Source organism: Candidatus Poribacteria bacterium (genome assembly GCA_028820845.1).
Classification (GTDB): domain Bacteria; phylum Poribacteria; class WGA-4E; order WGA-4E; family WGA-3G; genus WGA-3G.
Genome location: JAPPII010000009.1, coordinates 18,921 through 41,165 on the forward strand (window position 1 = coordinate 18,921; position 22,245 = coordinate 41,165).

Sequence of the window (22,245 nt, forward strand, 5' to 3'; positions counted from 1 at the left end):
TAAAATAGCAAGAAATTGGAGTCAATTCGTAGGGCTATAGCACGAACTTGGAGGTTTTAGGATGGGACGAAGTTTTGAAAAATCACTGGCATGGCAGAAGCGCGCCAGAGCTGCACTGGTCGGCGGCGGGCAACCGCATAAGCAGAGCCAACCGCCGAGACCTGTTATGATTGCAGGTGCGAAAGGAGCGCATTTTTGGGATGCCGATGGCAACGACTATATCGACTATCTAATGGGATACGGACCGATGATCCTTGGACACGCCTATCCTACCGTGATTGAGACGGTCACAAGACATCTTGTTGAACGCGGTAACGTTTACAACTTCGGACATACGCTTGAGGTAGAGCTTGCTGAAAAGTTGGTTGAGATTATTCCATCGGCGGACAAGGTTGGCTATTTTGTTGGCGGTTCAGATGCAACGACGGGTGCGATTAAGTTCGCGCGGGCGTATACCGGTAAAGAAAAGGTAATTCGTTCGGGTTATCACGGATGGCACGACTGGTGCAGCCACGCCCGCGGACATTTGCCGAGTGCTGCCGCATCTACACTGAGCGTCGATTTTAACGACCTTCAAGGACTCGCTGACCTTTTTAAAGCGCACCCTGACGAGATCGCGTGTCTGATTATGGAACCCTCTGGGCACGATCTTCCGAAAGATAACTTCCTCGAAGAAGCAAAGAAACTCGTGAATGCTAACGGCGCGTTGATGATCTTTGATGAAGTCAAAACGGGATTCCGCTACGCTTTGGGCGGTGCCCAAGAATACTTCGGTGTTACTCCTGACATGTCCGTTTTTGGAAAAGCACTCGCCAACGGGTTTGCGACTGCTGTCGTCGTCGGTAAAAAGGAAATCATGGACGAGGTCGGCGATGTCTGGGTAGCCGCGACCTTCCACGGAGAGGTCTCCCTCGTTGCCGCCGCAATCGCTACGATAGAAGAACTTGAGGCGAAAGACGGTGTCGCATTCATGTGGAAACAGGGACAGAAACTACTCGATGGCTACAGGGAGATGGTAGCACGCCTCGGCATTGAGAACGCTCGGATCGGTGGTATCGGTCCGATGCCATACTTCGGATTGAACACCGATAGCAGCGATGAACGCCAACAACGTTTCCATCAGACCTTCTACGAAGCGACTTTAGATGGCGGTTTGTACCTACCGGAAGGACATATCTGGTTTATGTCGATGTCGCATACGGATGAAGATATTGAGAAGACGCTTACGGTTTCTGAAGATGCCCTTAAACGCGCCAAGGCTGCATAGGAAGGGCAAAACCGCTGAACAGTTGTAGCAATCAGGAATGTGAGTCGCACTTTCTTTAAGCCGTTCACAATTCCTAAGGAAGCACTGCAACTTCACCGAAAACCTGCCCGAAACGTAGTGGAGGGCAGCCCAGGAGCGAATAGTTAAAAAAATGGCAAAAGTCATACATCACAGCAACCCCTTCATTGTTGACAAAAACCTCGGATCGGCACTTGACTTAGAGAACGCAGATGCCCAACTCACCGCAACAACTTCTGATGGCAGTCCAGTCGTCGCACCGACGCAGGAACAGAAATATCTTTTTGATATGCGCGGTTGGCTCTTAGTTCCAGGCGTGCTGTCGGGTGATGAACTTGCGGAGATGCAGGAATTTGCCCACCGACTCCGCCATGACCCGGAATCAATCCCAGAACATGAGCGTTCTCCGCTCGGCGGTCCTTTGCAACGTTTATCGGATCACCCAAATGTTGTGGGCTTCCTGAACGAGTTCGTGGCGCATCCTGCGCTATCGAGTCAGGAGTGCTATGGATTCCGGATGGAGTCGTGTAGTCTGTTCTATCGGACTGTTGGTGACGGAAATTTCGGACCGCACAACGGAAACGGAATGCTCCGTTTTCCGGGTGACTCCCATCTCTATCGGTGTATCCCAGGCAAGGCACACAGCGGGTTAACCCGCGTTGTTTGGGAACTGAATCCAGTGAAATACCGACAAGGTGGGACGCTATTTATTACGGCGAGTCATAAGGCAGTCTACACAGCACCGGACACAATCCAGAGTCCAGATTCTCCGATTTGGGATACGTACGAGTGTCCCGCTGGCTCCCTGCTATTTTTCACAGAAGCACTGACGCATAGCACGCATCAATGGACGAATGCAGAAAACGATCGGCTGGCTACTTTCAGTTGCTACAACACAGTGAACAGCAAGTGGCACGACTGGGATCCACATCCTAAATTGTTAGCGGAAATGCCTGCGAAACGCCAGACGCTCTTCCGTCCAGTCCGCGCTGCGAATAATTTGATTGGGGAGAGGTATCGGCATTAAGAAGCGGCTCAGACGCATAGGGACAGAGCCTTTGAGTCTGTCCCTATATCTTCTATGAAACTGTCTGCCTCGTTTTCCGGTATCTGTAATATGTCCACGCGCCAGATGTGATTAGAATGACGACGACAACAACGAGACCGATATTAAAAAGATAACGGGCGCGATTGAGTTCCCAGAGGCGTTGGCTCGCGAGTTCCGCAGCCGGAGTTCCCTTTCGCGCCTTCGCTTTTAACTCTTGCCAATACCTTTTTGCGAGGTCTGGCTGTCCATGTTGTTCGGCAAGCTTCGCTGTAACAACCAGCGTATTAACATCGTGAACATCTTGTTTGTCGAGCGCATCGGCGAAGGAGCTGAGAAGTAAAACCGTTAATTCTGGGGACATCTGTGGGAAATCTGTAGTCTGTTCAATCCCGTTCTGAAACGCGATAATCGCGCCTTGATGGTCGTTTTGATCAAAGGCAATCTGTGCGATTTCAAACCACGTCCGTTTAACAAGTTGAATCGTGTGTTCTATATCGGTATAGCCATCAAACGTGAAAGTAAGGGCTTCATAACTCAGATCACCTTGTTTTGCGTGAAGCGTGTAAGTTTCACCGAGTGTAAGCAACCCTGAATCCTTCCAATCGTCAAAGCGGTAAGCACCATCTGCCTCAAGCGTCTGCTGGTGTGTTGTTCCACCAATCCAAACGATTGTCCCAGTGACCGGTTGACCCTCAACACCTACGACAGTCCCGTGTATAGCAATAGGTTGCAGGACCCACCCCATGCGGACGGACTCCCCGAGCACCAATTGCAATTCGGCAGTTTTGGGGAGAGGGATATGATAACCAAGCTTCTTAACCGATACTGTGGAAGTGCCCTGCTGCAAATTCTCTGTGACGAGTGCCGGTGTGCTCCCAACTTCTACATCGTTAATAGAAATTTGTGCGCCATCAGGAAAGGTCTCAATCTTAATCGCAGGACTGAGTTTGAGAAGCGCTGCCTCAACATCACCCGTTGGTGCGAGTACGCCGTTAGGGAGTTCCTCATCTGTCCGGAACAATTCAAAGGTCTCAATGATACTGATCTGCCTGTTCTCATCCGTATCAGTTGTGTCTGTAGCAAGTGCGTCGTTGAGTACCCGAAGAGCTCTCGTAGCATCTGCTTGGGGTGCCAATTGAATCACGTTCAGGGCAGCACTGCCCAGAATCTCACGGTTGGCATAGTAAGTGTTTAGGTCTGTATCATCGGAGTACCCATCAAGTATAACAACGGCGCGTCCTTCAAAAGACTCCCTAAACCACTGATTCAGCGTTGCATCTTGAATCGTTTGCGTATCACCTGGAATTAGCAGATGCATGGCATTCGGGCGTCTGTGTTTGACAACCATTCCATGAAATAAAAAGATTAGGGTTGCATCCGGCTGTACTTGCTGCCCAACTTCTTGAAGTAAGGCGTAAATCTCTTGCGTGGTAACAACATCACCTGCAAGACGATGGATCTGCTCACTCGGCACCTGTCCGCGCGTCGTCAGGAGTTCAGTAAGCGTATTTAGCAGTTCATGTGCACGTGCATCCGGGGTTGCATCCACAATCAACCAGTGTACGCCAGAATCAACCGAAAACGCTGGCACGGATACGGCGATAACGAGTGCTGCAGAGATAAAAATGGCAGCGAGAATAGTGTTGGGTTTCAGCATAGGTTCTACCCGTAAATTATGTTTCGAGTCTACTTAACAGATTAGTTTAACAAAAACTGTGAACGATTTCAAGAAAAAAGAACCACATTAGATGTTAAAATGTCTAAACGTTTAGTGGAAAACTGCGTCAAAAGATTATAGATTAAGGTTTCTTAGCGCAGCTTGCAAATTTCCAAAATTTCCTATTTTGAAGCGAAGCGTCTGTATTAGGATTAAGGGGCGCGGTTAGAAATTGTGCTTACAAATTAGGACGGACATCGAGCGAAATTGAAGGGGCTCGCGTCAACGTCATAATATATATGGTCAATAACCCTAAAGCTAAAGCATCGGGCTTGTGCGAAGCGTATGCCAAACGTTCACTCCACGAGTTAAACTATTGACTACAGTCAGCGCATTCGCTATATCGCGGTCTCTCGGCGTGGCAGTCAATGCAATGTTTCGGATGCTCCCCAAGTCTGATTCCTCTTGGAGACTGCGATCTGGATGGGGAAACATATAACCCGAAAGGGAGATTACATACAATGTATGTTCCTGTTAAGAGTAAAGACGGTAAGATATTAATGCCGACTCATCCTAATAAGGCGGGTATGCTCATTAAGAAAGGGTTGGCAACACCGTATTGGTCTAACGGTATATTTTGTCTCAGACTTAACTATGCTACAGAAGACGAATACACACAAGATATAGTAGTAGGTGTAGACCCCGGTAGCAAAAAAGAAGGTTTTACAGTGAAGTCTGAAAAGCATACCTATTTGAATGTGCAGGCGGACGCTCACAGTAAAGTCGGCAAGAAAGTTGAAAAGCGTCGGGAGTTGCGGAGAGGGCGTCGGTCGCGTAAATGTCCGAATAGGAAGCATAGGACGAATCGTCTTGCGAACCAAGTCCGTATTCCCGCGGGCACACGCGCACGTTGGGATTGGAAGTTGCGTATCCTCGACTGGTTATCCAAACTCTATCGAATCACGCATGTATGTGTTGAAGATATTAAGGCACGGACGATAGCATATGCGAAAAAGTGGAATACCTCTTTTAGTCCCCTTGAAGTGGGTAAGCAGTGGTTCTACGCTGAAGTTCAGAAGCGTTGGGACCTGCGAACCCTTCGAGGATGGGAAACAAAGGAGATACGAGAGAGACTTGGACTCAAGAAGTCTTCCAAGAAACTTGCTGAAACCTTTGACGCACATTGTGTGGATTCTTGGTGTCTTGCATATCACACGGTAGGAGGTGAAAGCAGCCCTGATAATACCCATATATTCTGCCTATCACCGATACCGATACGGAGGCGTGAACTTCATAGACAGAACCCACAGAAAGGTGGCAACCGTCCGCGTTATGGTGGGACGACTTTCAATGGCTTGGTAAAGAACACACTGGTTAGGCATATTAAGCATGGCTTGACCCGTATTAGCGGCTTTAGCAAAAGGGGTATTTCGCTATATTCTTTGGCAGGAAAGCGTCTTTGTCAAAACGCGAAAATAGCAGATTTCAAGGTGCTAACACGCCTTAACTTTAACTATAGGAGTGGGCATTCCTCCCCGAGCTAAAGCAGCGGGGTCTCCTGCCCGAAGATTGACAATACGGTTTTGGTGTAATCCGTGGGTTCCCAAAACTTGAGGATAGATAGTGTTGAATCGACACAAGCATCGGTATGGACAAGGAGATTTTAATGATTCACGGGAAAATTAAGTTTACTGTTTTGTCAAAACTCGCGGGTCCGCGAAACCCATTGTTAAAAATTATCTTGATTGCGCAATTAGCGATAGCTTTCAGTGTAGGTGCGCAAGAACCTGGCGGCGAGGTGGATTTATCACAACCTTTAACGCTTGAGCAGTGTATTCAAATAGGTTTAGAGAAAGCGTCAAGCATGCGAAATGCGCGCTTGAACCTTGCGATCCAAGAACTTCGCGTGAAGACTGCACGCGCTGACTATTTTCCACAAATCTTTGCCACCGGTAGTTACGACTTTTCTGACCGGATTGATTTCGGATTTGAACCCGAAAATTATAATTTAGGATTACGCGGACAATATACGATCTGGGACAACGGTCAGCGCGAAGGTGGCTTTGCACAAGCGAAAGAGAATTTGAACGCTACAGTGAGCCGCAATGAAGGCATTAAACAAGGTCTAATTCTTGATATTACCCAAGCCTACTATGATGTCATCCAATCGCAGGAGCTCGTCAGCGTGAGTGAGCAGATCCTGGCGAGGTCTCAAGAGAATACACGACGCACGCGAGATTTCGTAGCGGCGGGTTCACTCATCCCGGCAGATATTGCCACTGCTGAAGTTCGCGAAGCAAACGACCAATTAAGTTTGCTAAACAACCAAAATTCACTTCAAATTGCACAGGCAACCCTGCCACGGCTCCTCGGGTTGGACCCAGGCGTGCTGCTTACCGTTTCGGTTGATGAAGCATATCAGTTGTATCAAGACCGGGGGACCATTGAACGGATAGCGATTCCGGTCGAAGAAGCCATCCAGACAGCACTTGACAATCGTCCAGAGTTCCAAGAACTTCAGGCACAATTAAGAGTGCAAGAATGGAGTTTAACCTTGGCAAAATTACAACGGTGGCCCCGGTTGAATGCGGATGCCAGTTACGATGTGAATCTTGACGATTACCTCCGGGAGCGCGAGAATTTCTCTGATTTTCGGAGCTGGAGCATTGGTGCCTCACTAAACTTCACCCTTTTTGACGGCGGTATTTTGAGCAATCGCGTCAAAGAAATAAATATGCAGTTAGAGCAGACGCGGGAAAACGCGAGTGATCTGGAACGGAATGTGGCTCTCGCTGTCAGACAAGCATACCTAAACCTCAAACGGAGTGAAACCTCGCTTGACATCTCCAAGGCACAAGTTAACAACGCACAACTGAGTTTGGACGTGATTCAAGGACGTTTCGATGTGGACAAAGCGATTCTGCTTGAATTGCTTGATGCCCAAACAAGCTACGCACAGGCATTGACGAATCAGGTGAATGCCTTTTACGATTACAAAATTGCACAGACCCGTCTGCAAGACGCAATGGGGGTCTTACAATAACCATGAAGAGTCGAAAAAAGTGGTTCATTATCGGGGCGATTGCTGTTGTCGTTATCGCCGTTGGGGCAATCGGTGCAACCCGGATGAATTTCAGTTTCGGTCAACAGAAGAAAGACGAAGAGGTTAAACAAGAGGTCGTTCGGCGTGGGGAATTCCGCGTGCGAGTACGTGAATCGGGCAATTTACGCTCCTTCCTTGAGGTAGATGTCCGGTCAAATGTTGAGGGTGAGATCATCAAAATCCTCGTTGACGAAGGACAAAAAGTTGAAATAGGAGATCCTCTCCTCCGCATTGATGATGAACAAATTTTAGAGCAAAAGAAGCAGGCTGAGGCGAATCTCGACGCCCGCGACGCTGAACTCAGACGCGCAGAACTCCAGATTGAGATCACTGACAAACAGCAGGATAGCAACCTGGCACAAGCACAAAATTCGGTACTTAAGGCACAAGCCACATTAGATTCATTCGTTGCGACAACACAGCAGCGGATAACGGAAGCCGAAACGCTCGTCGCTACAACCCAAAATTCCCTAAATCAGGATATTATCGGACTTAAACAAGCAGAAATTGCGTTAGGACAAGCGAAACTGACGCTTGAGCGTGCGCAGACAACAGTTGAGTCGGCAAAAATCTCCTACGAGACAACTGCATCAGAACACGAACGAAATAAGGAACTGTTCGACAAACAACTCATTTCAAAACAGGCGTTAGAGGATTCGCAGAAACAGTTAATCATCGCCAGATCGAATTATGAGACCTCCCTAAAAGAGGTCGATTCGCAAGGTGAAACGATAAAATCTCAAGAAGAAAACATCAAAGCAATGGAGCAAGCGATTGAGAGCAGACGTTCGACGTTTGATTTGAATAAAAAGAATGTCAAGACGCTCAAAGACTCGTTAGAAGCCCAACGTAAGCAGTACAAGGCAGAACTTGAGGACGCGCAGACGCGCCTTGACCAGATACAAGAAACAATAGAACAACAAAAAGCATTGGCGAAACACGCGAAGGTCGGCGCAGAGGCAAGCCGACTTGAAGCAGAAAGTCGACTCAAGTCGCAAGAGGAGCGTTACAACTGGACAACCGTCACTGCGCCTATCCCTGGTACGATTACACGCCTCATTGTAGAAGAAGGTGAGATTATTACCTCCGGACGTTCAGCCTTCTCACGCGGTGAGCCAATCATGCGGATCGCCGATCTTGATCAAATGATTGTCAGAACACAAATCAATCAAGTAGAGATCGGGAAAATACAGTTAGAGCAACGTGCCGAGATTAGCGTTGATAGTTACCCGAATCGTATCTTTCCGGGGCAGGTGAGTGAAATTTCACCGAGTGCAACACCGCGAGGCCCACAGAACCAGAGTTCTGTGATCACATTTGAAGTAGATGTAGAGGTTATCGGTTCACCGCCGGAACTGCTGCCTGGGATGTCCGCTGATGTAGACATCATCGTGTTTGAAGAATCAGATATTCTGCAACTCCCGATACCCTCGGTATTAAGCCCTGAGATTTTCACTGTCAGAGCGAAAGTTAATCCAAGTGATTTGGGACGATTCCGAGAAGGTCAGGAACTCAGAATTCGGAGCCTGGTCGGAAAAGAGTTCCCTGGACGGGTTGGTAAAATTTCACCGGAGCAGGACCGCGGTAATCTCGAAATTTTGCTTGAAGGTGACCAAAAAGGGTTGCGGACGGGTCCGATAGAGATTAGCATCATTATTGCAGACGGGAATGCGCTCTCCGGTGTGGAAGCCGAAGTAAGCAGCGAACGGCAATACTTTGTCATGTTGGATACAGGTGAACCGAATAAAAACAAAAAGGAACAAAAAGGGGTTAAAACCCATATTACAATTGGGCAGCGGAACAACACACACTTTCAAATCACCGGTGGTTTGAAAGAAGGTGATCGCGTTTTTGTCCCTTCTATGCAAGAATTAACCAAAGGCGAAAAAACTTCGGACGATGAAGAAGACAAATAAATTTGCGTGATTGTTAGTATAGACAAACTGCCTTCCCTTCCTTTTTGATATTGCGTCAAAAAGAACAGGCTTGAAAAAGGGTCCATAAATTTAGATATATCTTTAGCTTCATGTCAGTAATGCTAAGGAGGAAACGTTGTGTTAATAGATGTAAAAGACCTGACGAAAGTTTACCAGATGGGTGACGTTCAGGTGCACGCGCTGCGAGGCGTGACCTTCACAGTAACATCAGGTGAATTCATCGCGATTATGGGACCATCGGGTTCCGGGAAGTCAACAATGATGGATATCCTCGGATGTCTCGCGACACCAACAGCCGGTGAGTACTTCCTCGAAGGCGAAGAGGTCGGCAAACTTTCGGACAATCGTCTGGCAGACATCCGGAACAAGAAGATCGGTTTCGTGTTTCAGTCGTTTAACTTGCTTCCCCGGACGAGTGCGCTCAACAACGTTGAGTTACCCCTCATCTACTCCGGCTTGGGCAGAAAGGAGCGGAAACGGCGGGCATTTGAAGCCTTAGAGGCGGTTGGTTTGGCGGATCGCGTGGATCACAAGTCAACGGAGTTGTCGGGTGGACAGATCCAGCGCGTTGCGATTGCGCGTGCCTTAGTCAACAGACCGTCAATGATCTTTGCTGATGAACCGACAGGGAACTTAGATACCCGTTCTGGGACTGAAATCATGGCGATCTTCAACCGACTCAACGATGAAGGCAACACTATCATTATGGTGACACACGAACCTGAAGTCGCGGAACATGCTAAACGTGTGTTGCACATCCGAGACGGTTTAATCGAGCGGGATGTCAGGAAAAATGGACATAATGGCGCGGATGCCGAATAGATGAACCTCGATGGGCGTGCTGGCGTGCTTTTCAAGTGCGCCCAACTTCGTAAAGATAATACTCACTCGTCGCGCCTATAAGCCTATCAAACTCGATTCAACTATGCACCATGTCAGAATTACCACGCCGTCTCGGTTACATTTTTCCCTGCTTGATTTGAACGGCGCGCTCGGACGTATTGATGGAGGTTTCGGTTTAGCAATTACCGATCCAAATTTTCAAATCGTCGCTGAGCGGGCAAACACCCTGGACGTAGCTGCCTCTGTATACCGCGATCGGGCATATTCGGTTCTCGAACGACTCCAAAAAATCCATCCATTCCCCGGTATTAAATTAACACTTGCAACCGAAATCCCGATGCATTGTGGCTTCGGATCTGGCACACAACTCGCGCTCGGTGTTGCACAAGCCGTTAATATTCTGTATGAACTCAGTTTGGATGTGCAAGAACTCGCAAAAATTGTCGGACGCGGTGGCACTTCAGGTATCGGTATTGCAGCGTTCGACACAGGTGGCTTCATTGTAGACGGCGGACACCGTTTTCCAGACCAGAAGGCTTCCTTCCTACCTTCTTCCGCCGTGGGTGATATTCCACCACCCCCCATCCTACTGCGTTACGCATTTCCAGAATCGCCGATGCTGATTGTGATGCCGAACTGTTCGAGGATTTACGGCGAGGCAGAGATAGAATTGTTCCAGACCCTATGTCCACAACCGGAATGGATCGCTCAAAAACTATCCCACATACTCCTACTCCAGATACTCCCGGCTCTCATCGAAGGGGATATGTCTAACTTCGGCAACGCTTTAAACCGTATCCAGAAATTTGGGTGGAAGCGGGTGGAAATTGACGCGCAAGGTAATGAGTTACAACTAACACTCGATTTCCTAAGCACTACTGGTGCCTTCGGTGCTGGCGTTAGCAGTTGGGGACCTGCGATTTGTGTGTTAGGCGAGGAAATTGGGGAGCTGAAACGGGAGACGGAAGCATTCCTGAAAACGCTCCCGAATGGGGGTTCATGTTTTATTACGCGAGCGAATAATTCAGGTGCCCACGTTATAACAGATTAAAAACAAAAACGGACAGATGTAGAACCTGCCCGTCTGTTTTAGCCTTTGCTTGGGGAATAATATGGATTATCCCCAGCAGCGTGGTCAGTCGTATCAACGACATGCTTAATCTCAGGGAAAACTTCCTGAATCATGGCTTCAATGCCGTGTTTGAGGGTGACATTCGCCATCCCACACCCTTGACAGCCACCGCCCATATGAATATAAATAGAGTCATCCTCAACGTTCAGGAGTTCTATTTGCCCACCGTGTGCAGCAACAGCTGGGTTGATACGTTCATCAATAAGTTTTTGAATCTCCTGCGCTTTGGGATTGTCCCATGTCGGCGTATTGGGATTCTCAATGTTAAAGCCACTGGAATTTAGGTCCTCGACATAATCAATAACAGCACCTTTGAGGTCAGACGCGCTTTCTGCATCAACGAGGACTTTAAAATTCTCACAATCGACGATAATATCACCGTCTTGAACTTCGGTAGCCAAGCCGAGACTGTACTGGAAAGCGGTAGCGGTTCTACCTTGGATACCAATCCGCAGCCCTTCGACTTCAACTTCCTCAGTTTGTATAACTGCGTGAATTTTCTCTTGTGCGGCTTCCGTAACTTCAAGCAAAGGAGTTTCGGTTCCCGTGAACTTCTTCAAGAAATTCTTCATAGTCGCCTTCCGTGATTATTTATGCGGCTCTGGAGGATTCAGATCGAAACTCTCTCATCTCTTCATATTGAAATTCACTCATCTCTTTATAAAGATTATTCAATCTTTTGAGTGCGTCTATTTCAAGCTGCCGGACGCGTTCTCGAGTGACCTTCAAGGCAACACCAATTTCTCGGAGCGTTTTCCGTTCTCCATCTTCAAGTCCAAAACGCATCCGCAGGACTATCTGCTCGCGTTCAGGTAACTTGTCAAGAAATTGAGCGATCAAATCGGCGTTAATCAATTCGGCGATGGGACCGTCTTCTCCACTGGTAGTGGGGTCCTCGATTAAATCACCTAATGTTGAAGCAGAACGTTCATCACTCAGCGGTAAATCCATGGAAATCGCATCAGCGTTAAAGGTAAGAATCTCTTCAACCTGATTGACAGTGAGGTCCAAAGCCTCCGCTATCTCATCGCGTCTGGGTTCACGTTGCAACTCTTGGCACAACGTTGCATAAATAGAATCAAATTTATTCATCTTCGCGACGATATAGGAAGGTAAACGAATCGAACGAGAGAAATTATCAAGCGTGCGCATGATCGCCTGCTTAATCCACCAGATAGCATAAGTACTGAATTTAAACCCCTTCCGATAATCAAATTTACTTGCCGCCTTAATGAGTCCGATATTTCCTTCCTGAATCAAATCTTCAAGTGGGACATTGTGGCCCTGATATTTAACGGCAATAGAAATAACGAGGCGTAGGTTGGCCTGGACTAATTCATCTCGTGCGCTGTGTGCTTCAATCTCAGCAACTTCAATCCGTTCCGCCAGCTCTTTTTTCTGCTCGTCAGGTAACGTATCGGATTGCACCAGAATGTTTAGTAATTCAGCCACTAAGGTCCTGCGTGCGGCATTACCGCCAGGTTTAATCTGCTTCGCCAGTTCCTCTTTTCTCTCAAGAGACAACAGGTTGTTTTCCAATAGTACTTCTAACAATTCATCGCCTGCTTCTCGCGGTTCGTCCTCGTTGGCTCCAATCTGTTTCACCAGTTCCACTTTCACCTTGGGAGATAATAGTTCAACTTTTACTAATACTTCCAGTAGTTCGTCCAGTGGTTGTGCCTCCGCGGCTTCAATCCGTTTCGCTAATTCAACTTCTTCTTCTCGTGACAACAGGCGATGACCTGCTACGCTTCGGAGCCAACTCGTGAGTGCTGTCCGATCGCTCCCCTTAGAATTCTCAGAATACTCTGTCTCTTCCATCGGAAATGCCGAATCCATATAAGATTCAACATTCCCTATATTAGCTGTTTCACCGAAATACTCGGCTTCCATTGTTCTCCTCTCCTTATTTATAGATTTTGATAAACAAAGATTAATGATACATTCTCTTTAAACGCTTTGTCAAGTAAAATGTTTAAAAAAAAATGAAATATTGTAAAAAAAAGCCGTATAACCTCACATTTTACCAAAATTTATCCATTATTTCGCACTTATGGTAAACCTTAGCATTAATTGGACACTCTACACCGGCGAGGTTAGAAACCTCGCCTACCACGGAGCGGAGAATGTCTATTTATTTTTGACGTTTACCATACTTCATAACTACCAAATTATAACCACAGCAAACTATGTAGCATGTCCGATCAGTAGCACTGCTGCAGGAAACGAAGTGGTAGCAGCTTTTTCAAACGCTCTACCGATACACGAAATATCGTCATCCGTCTCCAACATTTCATAAGGCAAATTCCACGCTTTCAGCGTCGGTTCAAGAAAGGTTGCTACAGAATCGACCCAATTCCCATTTGCGTCGCGGTTGTGATACCCACGATAACCAATAAATACGACTATTGGTACTTGCATGTTAACAACAGTGCCGCGAATGGCATCGCCGGACTCCAGAAAACCTGTATTCTGAATGATGATGACGGGTTTTCTACCACCCACGTACAACCCAGAAGCAATAGCAAACGCCTCACCCTCACGGGTTACCGTGATAACTTCGATATCGGGTTCTGCCCGCAAAATTTCATAAATCCGCGCGCTACCGTTATCAGGAACGCCTATGGCATGCGTAATGCCCTGTTTCTTCAATTCGTCTACAATATTTTGTGCTGATGCCAATTTCTGTCCCTCATTCATTATAAATACAATACGCAAATCTACTGCCTACCTTCAACCAAAGCATCAACAACCGTTGGATCAGCAAGCGTTGAGGTATCACCGAGCTCAGAGAGGTCGCCTTCTGCGATCTTTCGGAGGATACGCCGCATAATTTTTCCGGATCTCGTCTTTGGCAATGCGGGTGTAAACTGGATCTTATCAGGTGTGGCAATAGGTCCGATATGTTGCCGTACCGCCAGTTTGATACCGGTTTCTACCGTATCAGACGGAGATTCACCCGTCATCAGCGTGACATAGGCATAGATCCCTTGCCCTTTGATGTCGTGCGGGTAACCGACGACGGCTGCTTCTGCGACCGCTTCATGCTGTCCGATTGCCCCTTCAACTTCGGCAGTTCCCAATCGATGTCCAGAGACATTCAGAACATCGTCAACACGACCTGTAATCCAATAGTATCCATCTTCATCGCGTAGGACACCGTCCCCGGTCATATAGTAGCCGGGAAATCGGCGAAAATAGGTATCCAAGAACCGTTCATGGTCGCCATAGACGGTCCTCATGATACCGGGCCAGGCGGTTTTAATACAGAGATACCCAGTCGCCGGGTTGCCTTCCACCTCGTTCCCTTCTTCATCGAGTATCACAGGTTCAATTGCAAAGAACGGGAAAGTTGCTGAACCGGGTTTCAATGGCGTTGCTGCGGGCAGCGGTGTCATCAAGATTCCGCCAGTCTCCGTCTGCCACCACGTATCGACAATCGGGCAACGCCCATCGCCAACGGTATTGTAGTACCATAACCACTCTGGCTCTTTGATGGGTTCGCCGACCGTGCCGAGTAACCTGAGTGTGGAGCGGTCATATTTCTCGACCCATGTATCGCCTTCCTTCATCAATGCGCGGAGTGCGGTTGGCGCGGTGTAGAAGATGTTGATACGATGCTTTTCGACGACCTGCCAAAATCTTCCAAAGTCGGGATAGTTTGGCACGCCTTCAAACATAACGGTAATCGCCCGATTCGCAAGTGGACCGTAGATGATGTAAGAGTGCCCAGTAATCCATCCTATATCAGCGGTACACCAGTAGACATCCCCCTCGTGGTAGTCAAAAACCTGTTGGTGTGTGTAAGATGTATAGGTGAGATAACCGCCTGTGGTATGTAAAACCCCCTTGGGTTTCCCAGTTGAACCGGAGGTATAAAGAATAAACAGGGGATCTTCAGCATCCATAACAGTGGGTTCACACTCGGCATCGGCATTCGCCATCGCTTCATGCCACCAAATATCCTGCGAAGCATCGAAATCGACTGTATCGCCGGTACGCTTGACGACGACGACCTTTTCAATGGATGGGCATTCGGCAACAGTGGCATCGGCGTTAGCTTTCATGGGTATATCGCTACGGGGTCCGCGCATTGCGGTATCTTGTGTTATGAGCATTTTGCACGCCGAGTCGTTAATCCGGTCTCGGAGGGATTCCGCTGAAAATGCCCCGAAGACGATGGAGTGAACGGCACCAATCCGTGCGCATGCGAGCATCGCGATGGCTAACTCTGGAACCATCTGTAGATAGATACAAACGCGGTCGCCTTTTTCAATGCCTTGTGCCTTGAGAACGTTGGCAAATTTTTTGACCTCAGTTAGCAGTTCATCAAAGGTAAAGGTTTTATCTTCAGATGGATCGTTTCCCTCCCAGATAATAGCGGTTGCATCGCCGTGTCCAGCCTCTACATGCCGATCAAGGCAATTATAACAAGCATTCAGTGTGCCGCCTTCAAACCATTTAATTTCCGCTTCGACGAAGTCGTAATCGCGAACGGTATGCCATTTTTGATACCACGTCAACCGTTCCGCAACCGTTGCCCAAAATGCTTCAGGGTCTCGGACGGACTCGGCATATTGTGCTTCGTATGCCTCTAAACTGTTGACGTATGCGTTATCTATAGGATAGGTAGTGTCTTCCGGTGGAAAAACGTTGTTAGCCATTTTATTATTTTATCTCCTCTCCAAATCAATCTGCGGTTCTCAAAATACCTCTATAAGTTGTATAGGATACATTTTACAAAAAAAGGGTGAGCATGTCAACTACAATTATCTGAATCACGGATTTTCACGGATTATGCAGATTACACGGATTTCTGGGGTGTGTAAATATCTTGTTGAAAGTGTTGTCTGAAGGCACGTCGCATGAATCAACGGTATTCATGCCTTAGGACATGAACCGAGGCGAGTCCGCCACAAATCGCGGATGACACGGATTGTGGACGCAGAAGACGCGGATTTTTGGGACATTTGGTCGTCAGAATCAGGATTATCGGATTTACAGGATTGGGAACTGTCACTCACAAACTGATAGGAATCAACGCGAAATGCGCGTGTAGCTTATGGCGTATGCTACAACGTAGAAGGTTTGAGGAAGCAGTAGAGCTGCATAAACCCGCTCTAACATCTATCAAACTGCCCACAAGCAAGGCTCTCAAAGCAACACCTTATAATAGGCGAAGGTATTGCTAAAACAGTTAATCTTGTTTCTCGTCGAAAAATTTTCCGCTAATCACATCTTGTAAAATCTTTCCTCTATTTATACGGGTCATCCTATCGTTGGTCGCTTGTCTAGTCGTTGTAAGGTACTCTGCTATTCTCTTGTCTTCCTTTTCAACCTCACTGTCTAACCCTCGCTGTCCTAACCTTTCTACTAATTCGTAAAACTGTCGCAGCTGTTCTCCAACTTTTGCAGGCTGAAGTGGTTTGTTTTCTTTAACTAACGCTCTATAAATCTCCACAAGCAAAGTAAATAGATCCGCCTTTCGCCAGACACGGCTATTTTGAAGAAATCCACACGCTTCTATAAACTTAAAAACTCTTTGAAATCCAATCTCTAAACGGCACTTTTCTTCAAATGTATCGTTATATTCTTGCAGATAATTTTCAAGTTCGTTATCCCTATTAAAGTAGGTTGACATCACAGTTACAACAATAGACAAAGCGAAACGAACATCTCCCATACGTCTTACTTCGTTAGAATAGAAGACTCTATGTTTTTGAAAAAAAGGATCTTCCGCAAGTTTTTCAGCGAATCGTTTTATTTCTCCATCAAATCTGGCATTATGAATCTCCATAGCATTCAAAGCATAGTTCGTTGAGTTAATTCGTTGAAACACCTCCTTTATCTTACTAATGTCTATTTTTCCCAAGTCTCGAACAACAACCTGATATTCTAAAAAGTCAACTTGTTTTCCTTCGGGTAGCTTCGAGTAGGAAATCACCTCTTTCGACAACCTTAAGTCTGGCGATGCTTCAAAGTACTGTTTCAATGTAGTTAACCTCTGTTGGCCATCTACCAGCATTTCCTTCCCTTCTCCAGTGACAGGATCTACTTCACCAGCAGCAATATATATTTCGGGAAAAGGATACCCATCCAAAACTGTTTGAATAAAAGCACTTTTATGTTTATTCGACCACACTAAACGTCTTTGAAATTCAGGTCTTGGAATCAAGATTTCGTTCCGAATATCTGCCAAGAGCGTGCGTATTTTTTTATTTGTCGCTGTTGTTTGCATTCTTCTCCTCCAAGTTATCTATACATTGTTGTATACAAATTGTCTGATAGTTCTCGAGAAAAAAATACGACTTATATAATCCACCGGAAATTTTAAAATCTCCATATTTACGACTATTAGTGATAGACCGGAAAAAATTCCACCAATCTTCTCTCAAAGGAAACATAGATGATCGAGGCAATTTATCAGGTCTTATCCATCCTCGAAAGAAATAGTCAACAAATTGATCATATTCGGGCCAATATGAACCCTCATACTTATATCTAAACACTTGTTCCCAAAATTCATCAAATAATCTCGAAGACACCAGAGCGACATCAATATCAGATTCATTACCGAATAGACGATATTTTTTATCTGGTACAACACTAAAACCCAGTTTTGTTGAGCCCACAACCAAAACATCATTTGGGTGCAGTCCGAAGTGATCAGCAACCTCCGAGCGCAAATCGAAGTATTTGTCCTGAGATAACATACAACATTCTCCAAAAAGAATGTGTTTTCTGACTATTCGGGTTGCCGATAAACGTCTTAATTCTTTCTTAAACTCATCAAGTCTTTCTTTACCCTCGTCAATCATTATCAATTCCTAAGAAAATATGAGATACTGTCGCGCTCCACCCAAGTGGCGAGGTTTTCTAACCTCGACCATTACCAAACTCATATTACAATTATACCACATATCATAGAGCAAATACCAATCTAAGCTGACGAAATCTAAGAGGAGAGGTTGCTGACTTAAGGACAAAAGAACAGGTGAAGTGTTCCCATCCGAAATATCAAGGCACTTACAAAACAGATTCCAACCAGTCGATAGCGGTTTGTTCGTCCTGTTCAATGGCAATTTCGACTGATCGTTTGGCAGATTCCAGCAGGTCTTTGGCGCGCTTGCGTAAGTTGAAGGATTCGATGACCTTCTGTTGGATTTCAGTCTGTTTCTCTGCTCTGATTGTTGGAACAACGACTTTACTAAATTCTTCCCTATTAATTGCAGTAAGGATTGTCCCACTACACCCTTTCTTGAGCTGTAACTGACCGACGCTACTTTTCAAAAACACTAATAAAGTTTCCGAATTAAGCATATCCGAATTGATAGCATGAAACCCAGTCGAACATAGGGCATTATCATATTCCTCTGTTATCAAGGCTATGCTTTCCAGTGAGCCTTCAACAGACGAAACAATAACATCTCCCGCGTTCACCTTGCACCGTGCTCTACTTGGCAAGTTTTGTCCTTGCTCTACCATACAACCGTTTATTTCCGCACTGCTTCCGATATTGGCAAGTTCAATGTACTTGTATTCCGTTTCAGGTTCAGGTTTGAAATTGCTATCTTTTAACTGGGCATGATTCCCAATCTTACCCCATCCGCCCGGATAACCTTTAATGTCATCAATAATATCCTCGTATTTCGGTTGGAAGTAATCCGCGTCAATGCGTTCCGCGCGTTGCATGCTTGCATAATCTGTGGCAAAAGTCAACCTGTGCTTTGGTTGCCAGTCGGTAAGTCCCAGTTCCTCAAGGAGAAGAGTTTGGGTTTCGGCATACCGCGTTTTTGATAGTTCTGTTAGTTCTTTTGAACGGAGATAGGTTTTCTCTATTTCGGTTTGAAGGTTTTCCCAATTCGGGACAGGAATTTGGTATAAAAAGGGCGGAGCAATATGAGGTTGTGCGCTACCATATTTGCCTCTTTCTATTAATGCTTTACCATACTTGGTATTGAGAAAAATAGCGAGAAAGAAAGGGTTTAAGGCACCACTTCGGATGATAAGCGTATCGGACATTGATATAGCAGGGTTATTTTCAAGATAGATAGCACATTGACCAACATTTGCCCCTGATCGCATTATCAGAATATCTTTGTAATGTATCGCGTTTTCCTTTAAACGTTCTGCATCTTCTTCTGATATATAAACCGGATTCGCTGTCAGATCAATGGAGAGCGGGCGAACGTTTTGCCCTCTTAATAACAGAACACCATCATCCACATAATTTCGCTTTATTTCTTTAGGGTGTTTGATGTTGACTTGAAAATCAATGAGTTTGCGCGAACCAATATCTTCGAGTCGGCGTTGGATCTGTAAATAATCGGGTCTAAAAAACTCCGCATCAAACCGCAGGGAATGGGAGGCATCCACTATAGATTGGTAATCAACGGTAGAATACTGCATTATTGCGTTTTACCATCCCGTTTTTCTACTGCTTCCTTAGGCCCCTCAGGAAGTCCATCGTAAAGTTCTTGAATCTGTTTAGGTTGTGTGATCAAGACACCAGCAATGACATTGATTAAGTTAAAAAGTGCTTGAACATCGGCAGTGTCGTCAAACACGATTTCCCCTGGGTGAACGGCATTGTCGCCCGTTATTCTCACAATATCCAATGATTGCTGGACCTTCGGGGCAAGTCCTTTTTTTACAAGATTCCCTATACTGTCATTGATATTACTTGTCTCTCCGAGATGTTTCATAAGCATTTCTACAGCCAATCTCAACAAAGCACAAGCGGCACGTGGAGATTGATCAGCTATAGCGGCAGCTTCGTCATAAACTTGTGTTACATCCTCCGGTAAATCACCATTTGCTGGTGGAGCACTACGCGTTGGCGGATAGATAATCTTTTCTGCTAACCAAAGAGTCCCGCTTTTACAGTGTGAACAAATAGCAACCTCCACGTCCACGTCTTTAATACAAATTTTATTAAATAAAACATCACGGAGGGCTTCATTGTAAACTGTAATAACAGCATCTTCCCAATGTTGCAAAGCAAAAACCTGACAATTTGGACAATGAAAGGCATCATTCTTGTACTTTGGTGGATAATATTCAGACATGTTTATCTCCAAAAGCTCAAATCTTTACGCCTTGCCCATTCAATAAAGGCTTCGGCGATGCCGTCAGGGAGTTCTCCGTTGTGGTTGTGTAGGTCGTGATCAACAATCAGGTGCCCGTTTTTGTCCAATTTGTGCTGTCCATCGCTATTTTCAAGGAAAATATAATCGCCAGAATTATCTTTACCACCCTTCCCACTCACCGCTAAAAAGACGGAGTAGTTGTCAACTTTTCGACAAAGGGGGCCCGCATTTGGATCATCGTTCCACTTTTGTACGAATAGAACGCTCGTTTTCGTACCGGTATGCGGTTTGAAAGTGTTACCGTGTAAACTGACGATAGCCAAAATACGGCCGCGCTCGGCGATAAATTCACGGACGGACTTGTCAGACGTGTTGTTAAATCTGCCTTGCGGTAGCACAATCGCCATACGCCCCCCGGGTTTGAGGAAATCAAGATTGCGTTCAATAAATAGGATATCGCGACCGATTTTAGTGTGTGCCTTGCCGTTCTGCTTAAAGGTGAGGTTATATTGATGGAGGATACGACTCTCCTTGATGTCTCCAGCAAAGGGTGGATTCGCCATCAGAATATCAAAACCAAATGACTTGTTCCTGTCCTGTTCCAGCCTTAACGCTTTGAGTCGATCAAAACCGTCGCCATACGTGCGTACCCACCTGCTATTTCTCTCTGTGCTGTCGTCCCACCGCTCGTAATCCAGTGTGTTGAGGTGCAAGACATTCGTTTCACCGTCTCCTGCGATCAGATTGAGGGTTCTCGCCACCCGGACAGTCTTTTCGTCGAAATCAATTCCAAACACTTTGAGGACGTGCTCTTTGTCGGCTGCAGGGATTTCCGCATTCGTGAACAGCGTCCCAGTCAACTTGAAAACGGTATGCACCGGAAACCCGCAACTCCCAGCGGCGGTGTCAATCATATATTCCCCTGGCTGCGGATTGAGCATTTTGACACACATATCTATGACGTGGCGTGGCGTGAAGTATTGCCCTTTTTCGCCTTTGGCAGATTTACTCACCAGATACTCAAACGCTTCATCGACAACCTGTAAATTGGAGTTGAACAACTTTATATCCTGCAAACTGGACACACAGACTGATAGGTGGCTGTCAGATAGTTCAAACGTCGAATGTTCGGGAAAAACGCCTCTCCACCGGTCTCTTGCATCGTCAAAAAGCCGCTGAATTTTGGTTTTGAGTTGGGAGTCGGTTTGTCCTGTGTTTCTGAACTCCACCGCTCGAAAATCGTCATCTGGAATTTCTTCAACGGCTTTCTTGAGAACCTCATAATCTGGATTTTCAACGTCGTAAGATTGATCTGTTTCTTGAATAGCCGTGTTGATTCTGGATCGCAGGAGGCGGTTGATAAACATCTTATCTTCCTGACTCTTGAATTCATCATAGAGTTTGGTAAAGATGAGTTTAAAGACCTCCTCAAAGACATCCACGCCTGCGTTGGCGAGTACCTCATCCTCTAATTCCAAAATGACATCCTTCAAGGATTTGTGTTCCGTTGCGAGCTTATCCTTAAGAATGAGATCCTTGAGCGTAAAACGCTCATTGAGGATATCCGCCAAAGTCTGATCGGCGTTCGGAATATCGGTAATGTCTTCAAAGTAGTTCGGGTCTCGCCGGTGGTAGTGTGAAATCTGCTGTCCGTTTGTCCATACAGCAATAGGCGCGCCGGTGGCATTGCAGTAGGAACGGAGTTGTGCCTTGCCGTCTTGGAGTTTTGGCTTTTTTACTTCAATGATAATATAAGGACTATCGGCTCTGTCCTTGTCAAGGATAACGATGTCAGCACGTTTCTTTTCTCTACCGAAATTGACAAGATGCTCAAACCGCACGCGTTCTCGTGGATAATGATACCGGTTCAGGAGGCGTTCTACATACAATTGACGGATGAGTTCCTCGGGTTTGAGCTGGATTGCTTTCCCTCGGATAGGGCAGTAGGTGATGGGTGTTTTTTTGCCCTCTATTCTTTGACGTAAGCTCTGAATTTCGGAAGCGTCGAATAGGTCGAGGTGGTAATTGCTGTCTTTGAGTATCGTTTGGATGATGTCGGGTTGGGTCATCGTTTTTTCTTATCTATTAATGCTTTCGCCAAAGTCGTTTACAATTTCAGTAATGTTGTCCATGTTTTTTCGTGTTCAAGTT

17 protein-coding genes are annotated in these 22,245 nt (G+C 46.2%); 7 read left to right on the forward strand and 10 right to left on the reverse strand.

The window, feature by feature from the left end; translation table 11 throughout:
* The first annotated feature begins 61 nt into the window (after positions 1-61).
* Positions 62-1,267: an aminotransferase class III-fold pyridoxal phosphate-dependent enzyme gene (locus OXN25_01690; GenBank protein MDE0423560.1), complete on the forward strand. Its 1,206-nt coding sequence runs from the start codon at positions 62-64 to the stop codon at positions 1,265-1,267.
* Positions 1,268-1,418: 151 nt separating this feature from the next.
* Positions 1,419-2,312, forward strand: a complete 894-nt coding sequence (locus OXN25_01695; protein ID MDE0423561.1) for a phytanoyl-CoA dioxygenase family protein — start codon at positions 1,419-1,421, stop codon at positions 2,310-2,312.
* 52 nt (positions 2,313-2,364) lie between these two features.
* Here the strand turns inward: OXN25_01695 and OXN25_01700 are convergent, their stop codons facing one another.
* The gene (locus OXN25_01700) at positions 2,365-3,990 is read right to left on the reverse strand and encodes a PEGA domain-containing protein (GenBank protein MDE0423562.1); all 1,626 of its coding nucleotides are present in this window, start codon (positions 3,988-3,990) and stop codon (positions 2,365-2,367) included.
* 521 nt (positions 3,991-4,511) lie between these two features.
* On the opposite strand from OXN25_01700, the gene OXN25_01705 reads away from it, so the two are divergent.
* From OXN25_01705 to OXN25_01725, 5 genes are all read left to right on the forward strand, one after another.
* The gene (locus tag OXN25_01705) at positions 4,512-5,534 is read left to right on the forward strand and encodes an RRXRR domain-containing protein (protein MDE0423563.1); all 1,023 of its coding nucleotides are present in this window, start codon (positions 4,512-4,514) and stop codon (positions 5,532-5,534) included.
* A 122-nt stretch (positions 5,535-5,656) separates the two neighbouring features.
* On the forward strand, positions 5,657-7,033 hold the full coding sequence (locus OXN25_01710) for a TolC family protein (protein MDE0423564.1): 1,377 nt from the start codon (positions 5,657-5,659) through the stop codon (positions 7,031-7,033).
* 2 nt (positions 7,034-7,035) lie between these two features.
* Positions 7,036-9,009 carry an HlyD family efflux transporter periplasmic adaptor subunit gene (locus OXN25_01715; protein MDE0423565.1) on the forward strand — a complete coding sequence of 658 codons (1,974 nt, stop codon included), beginning with the start codon at positions 7,036-7,038 and terminating at the stop codon, positions 9,007-9,009.
* A 177-nt stretch (positions 9,010-9,186) separates the two neighbouring features.
* Positions 9,187-9,852: an ABC transporter ATP-binding protein gene (locus tag OXN25_01720; GenBank protein ID MDE0423566.1), complete on the forward strand. Its 666-nt coding sequence runs from the start codon at positions 9,187-9,189 to the stop codon at positions 9,850-9,852.
* A 103-nt stretch (positions 9,853-9,955) separates the two neighbouring features.
* Positions 9,956-10,924, forward strand: coding sequence for a beta-ribofuranosylaminobenzene 5'-phosphate synthase (locus OXN25_01725; protein MDE0423567.1), 969 nt, complete (start codon positions 9,956-9,958; stop codon positions 10,922-10,924).
* 38 nt (positions 10,925-10,962) lie between these two features.
* Here the strand turns inward: OXN25_01725 and OXN25_01730 are convergent, their stop codons facing one another.
* The 9 genes from OXN25_01730 to OXN25_01770 form a co-directional block, all read right to left on the reverse strand.
* Entirely contained in the window at positions 10,963-11,577 is a 615-nt protein-coding gene (locus tag OXN25_01730) for an iron-sulfur cluster assembly accessory protein (protein ID MDE0423568.1), read from the reverse strand.
* Between the two features lie 19 nt (positions 11,578-11,596).
* Positions 11,597-12,898, reverse strand: coding sequence for a sigma-70 family RNA polymerase sigma factor (locus OXN25_01735; GenBank protein ID MDE0423569.1), 1,302 nt, complete (start codon positions 12,896-12,898; stop codon positions 11,597-11,599).
* A gap of 294 nt (positions 12,899-13,192) precedes the next feature.
* Complete coding sequence (locus OXN25_01740) at positions 13,193-13,687, reverse strand: thiamine pyrophosphate-binding protein (GenBank protein ID MDE0423570.1); 495 nt, start codon at positions 13,685-13,687, stop codon at positions 13,193-13,195.
* A gap of 38 nt (positions 13,688-13,725) precedes the next feature.
* Positions 13,726-15,669, reverse strand: a complete 1,944-nt coding sequence (gene acs / locus OXN25_01745; protein ID MDE0423571.1) for an acetate--CoA ligase — start codon at positions 15,667-15,669, stop codon at positions 13,726-13,728.
* Positions 15,670-16,202: 533 nt separating this feature from the next.
* Positions 16,203-17,243 carry a DUF262 domain-containing protein gene (locus tag OXN25_01750; protein MDE0423572.1) on the reverse strand — a complete coding sequence of 347 codons (1,041 nt, stop codon included), beginning with the start codon at positions 17,241-17,243 and terminating at the stop codon, positions 16,203-16,205.
* Positions 17,221-17,823: a hypothetical protein gene (locus OXN25_01755; protein MDE0423573.1), complete on the reverse strand. Its 603-nt coding sequence runs from the start codon at positions 17,821-17,823 to the stop codon at positions 17,221-17,223. The genes OXN25_01750 and OXN25_01755 overlap by 23 nt, the downstream gene beginning before the upstream one ends.
* 208 nt (positions 17,824-18,031) lie before the next feature.
* Positions 18,032-19,414, reverse strand: coding sequence for a hypothetical protein (locus tag OXN25_01760; GenBank protein ID MDE0423574.1), 1,383 nt, complete (start codon positions 19,412-19,414; stop codon positions 18,032-18,034).
* Positions 19,414-20,073: a DUF4145 domain-containing protein gene (locus OXN25_01765; GenBank protein ID MDE0423575.1), complete on the reverse strand. Its 660-nt coding sequence runs from the start codon at positions 20,071-20,073 to the stop codon at positions 19,414-19,416. The genes OXN25_01760 and OXN25_01765 overlap by 1 nt, the downstream gene beginning before the upstream one ends.
* Before the next feature lie 2 nt (positions 20,074-20,075).
* Positions 20,076-22,163 carry an N-6 DNA methylase gene (locus tag OXN25_01770; GenBank protein MDE0423576.1) on the reverse strand — a complete coding sequence of 696 codons (2,088 nt, stop codon included), beginning with the start codon at positions 22,161-22,163 and terminating at the stop codon, positions 20,076-20,078.
* Between the last annotated feature and the right edge of the window lie 82 nt (positions 22,164-22,245).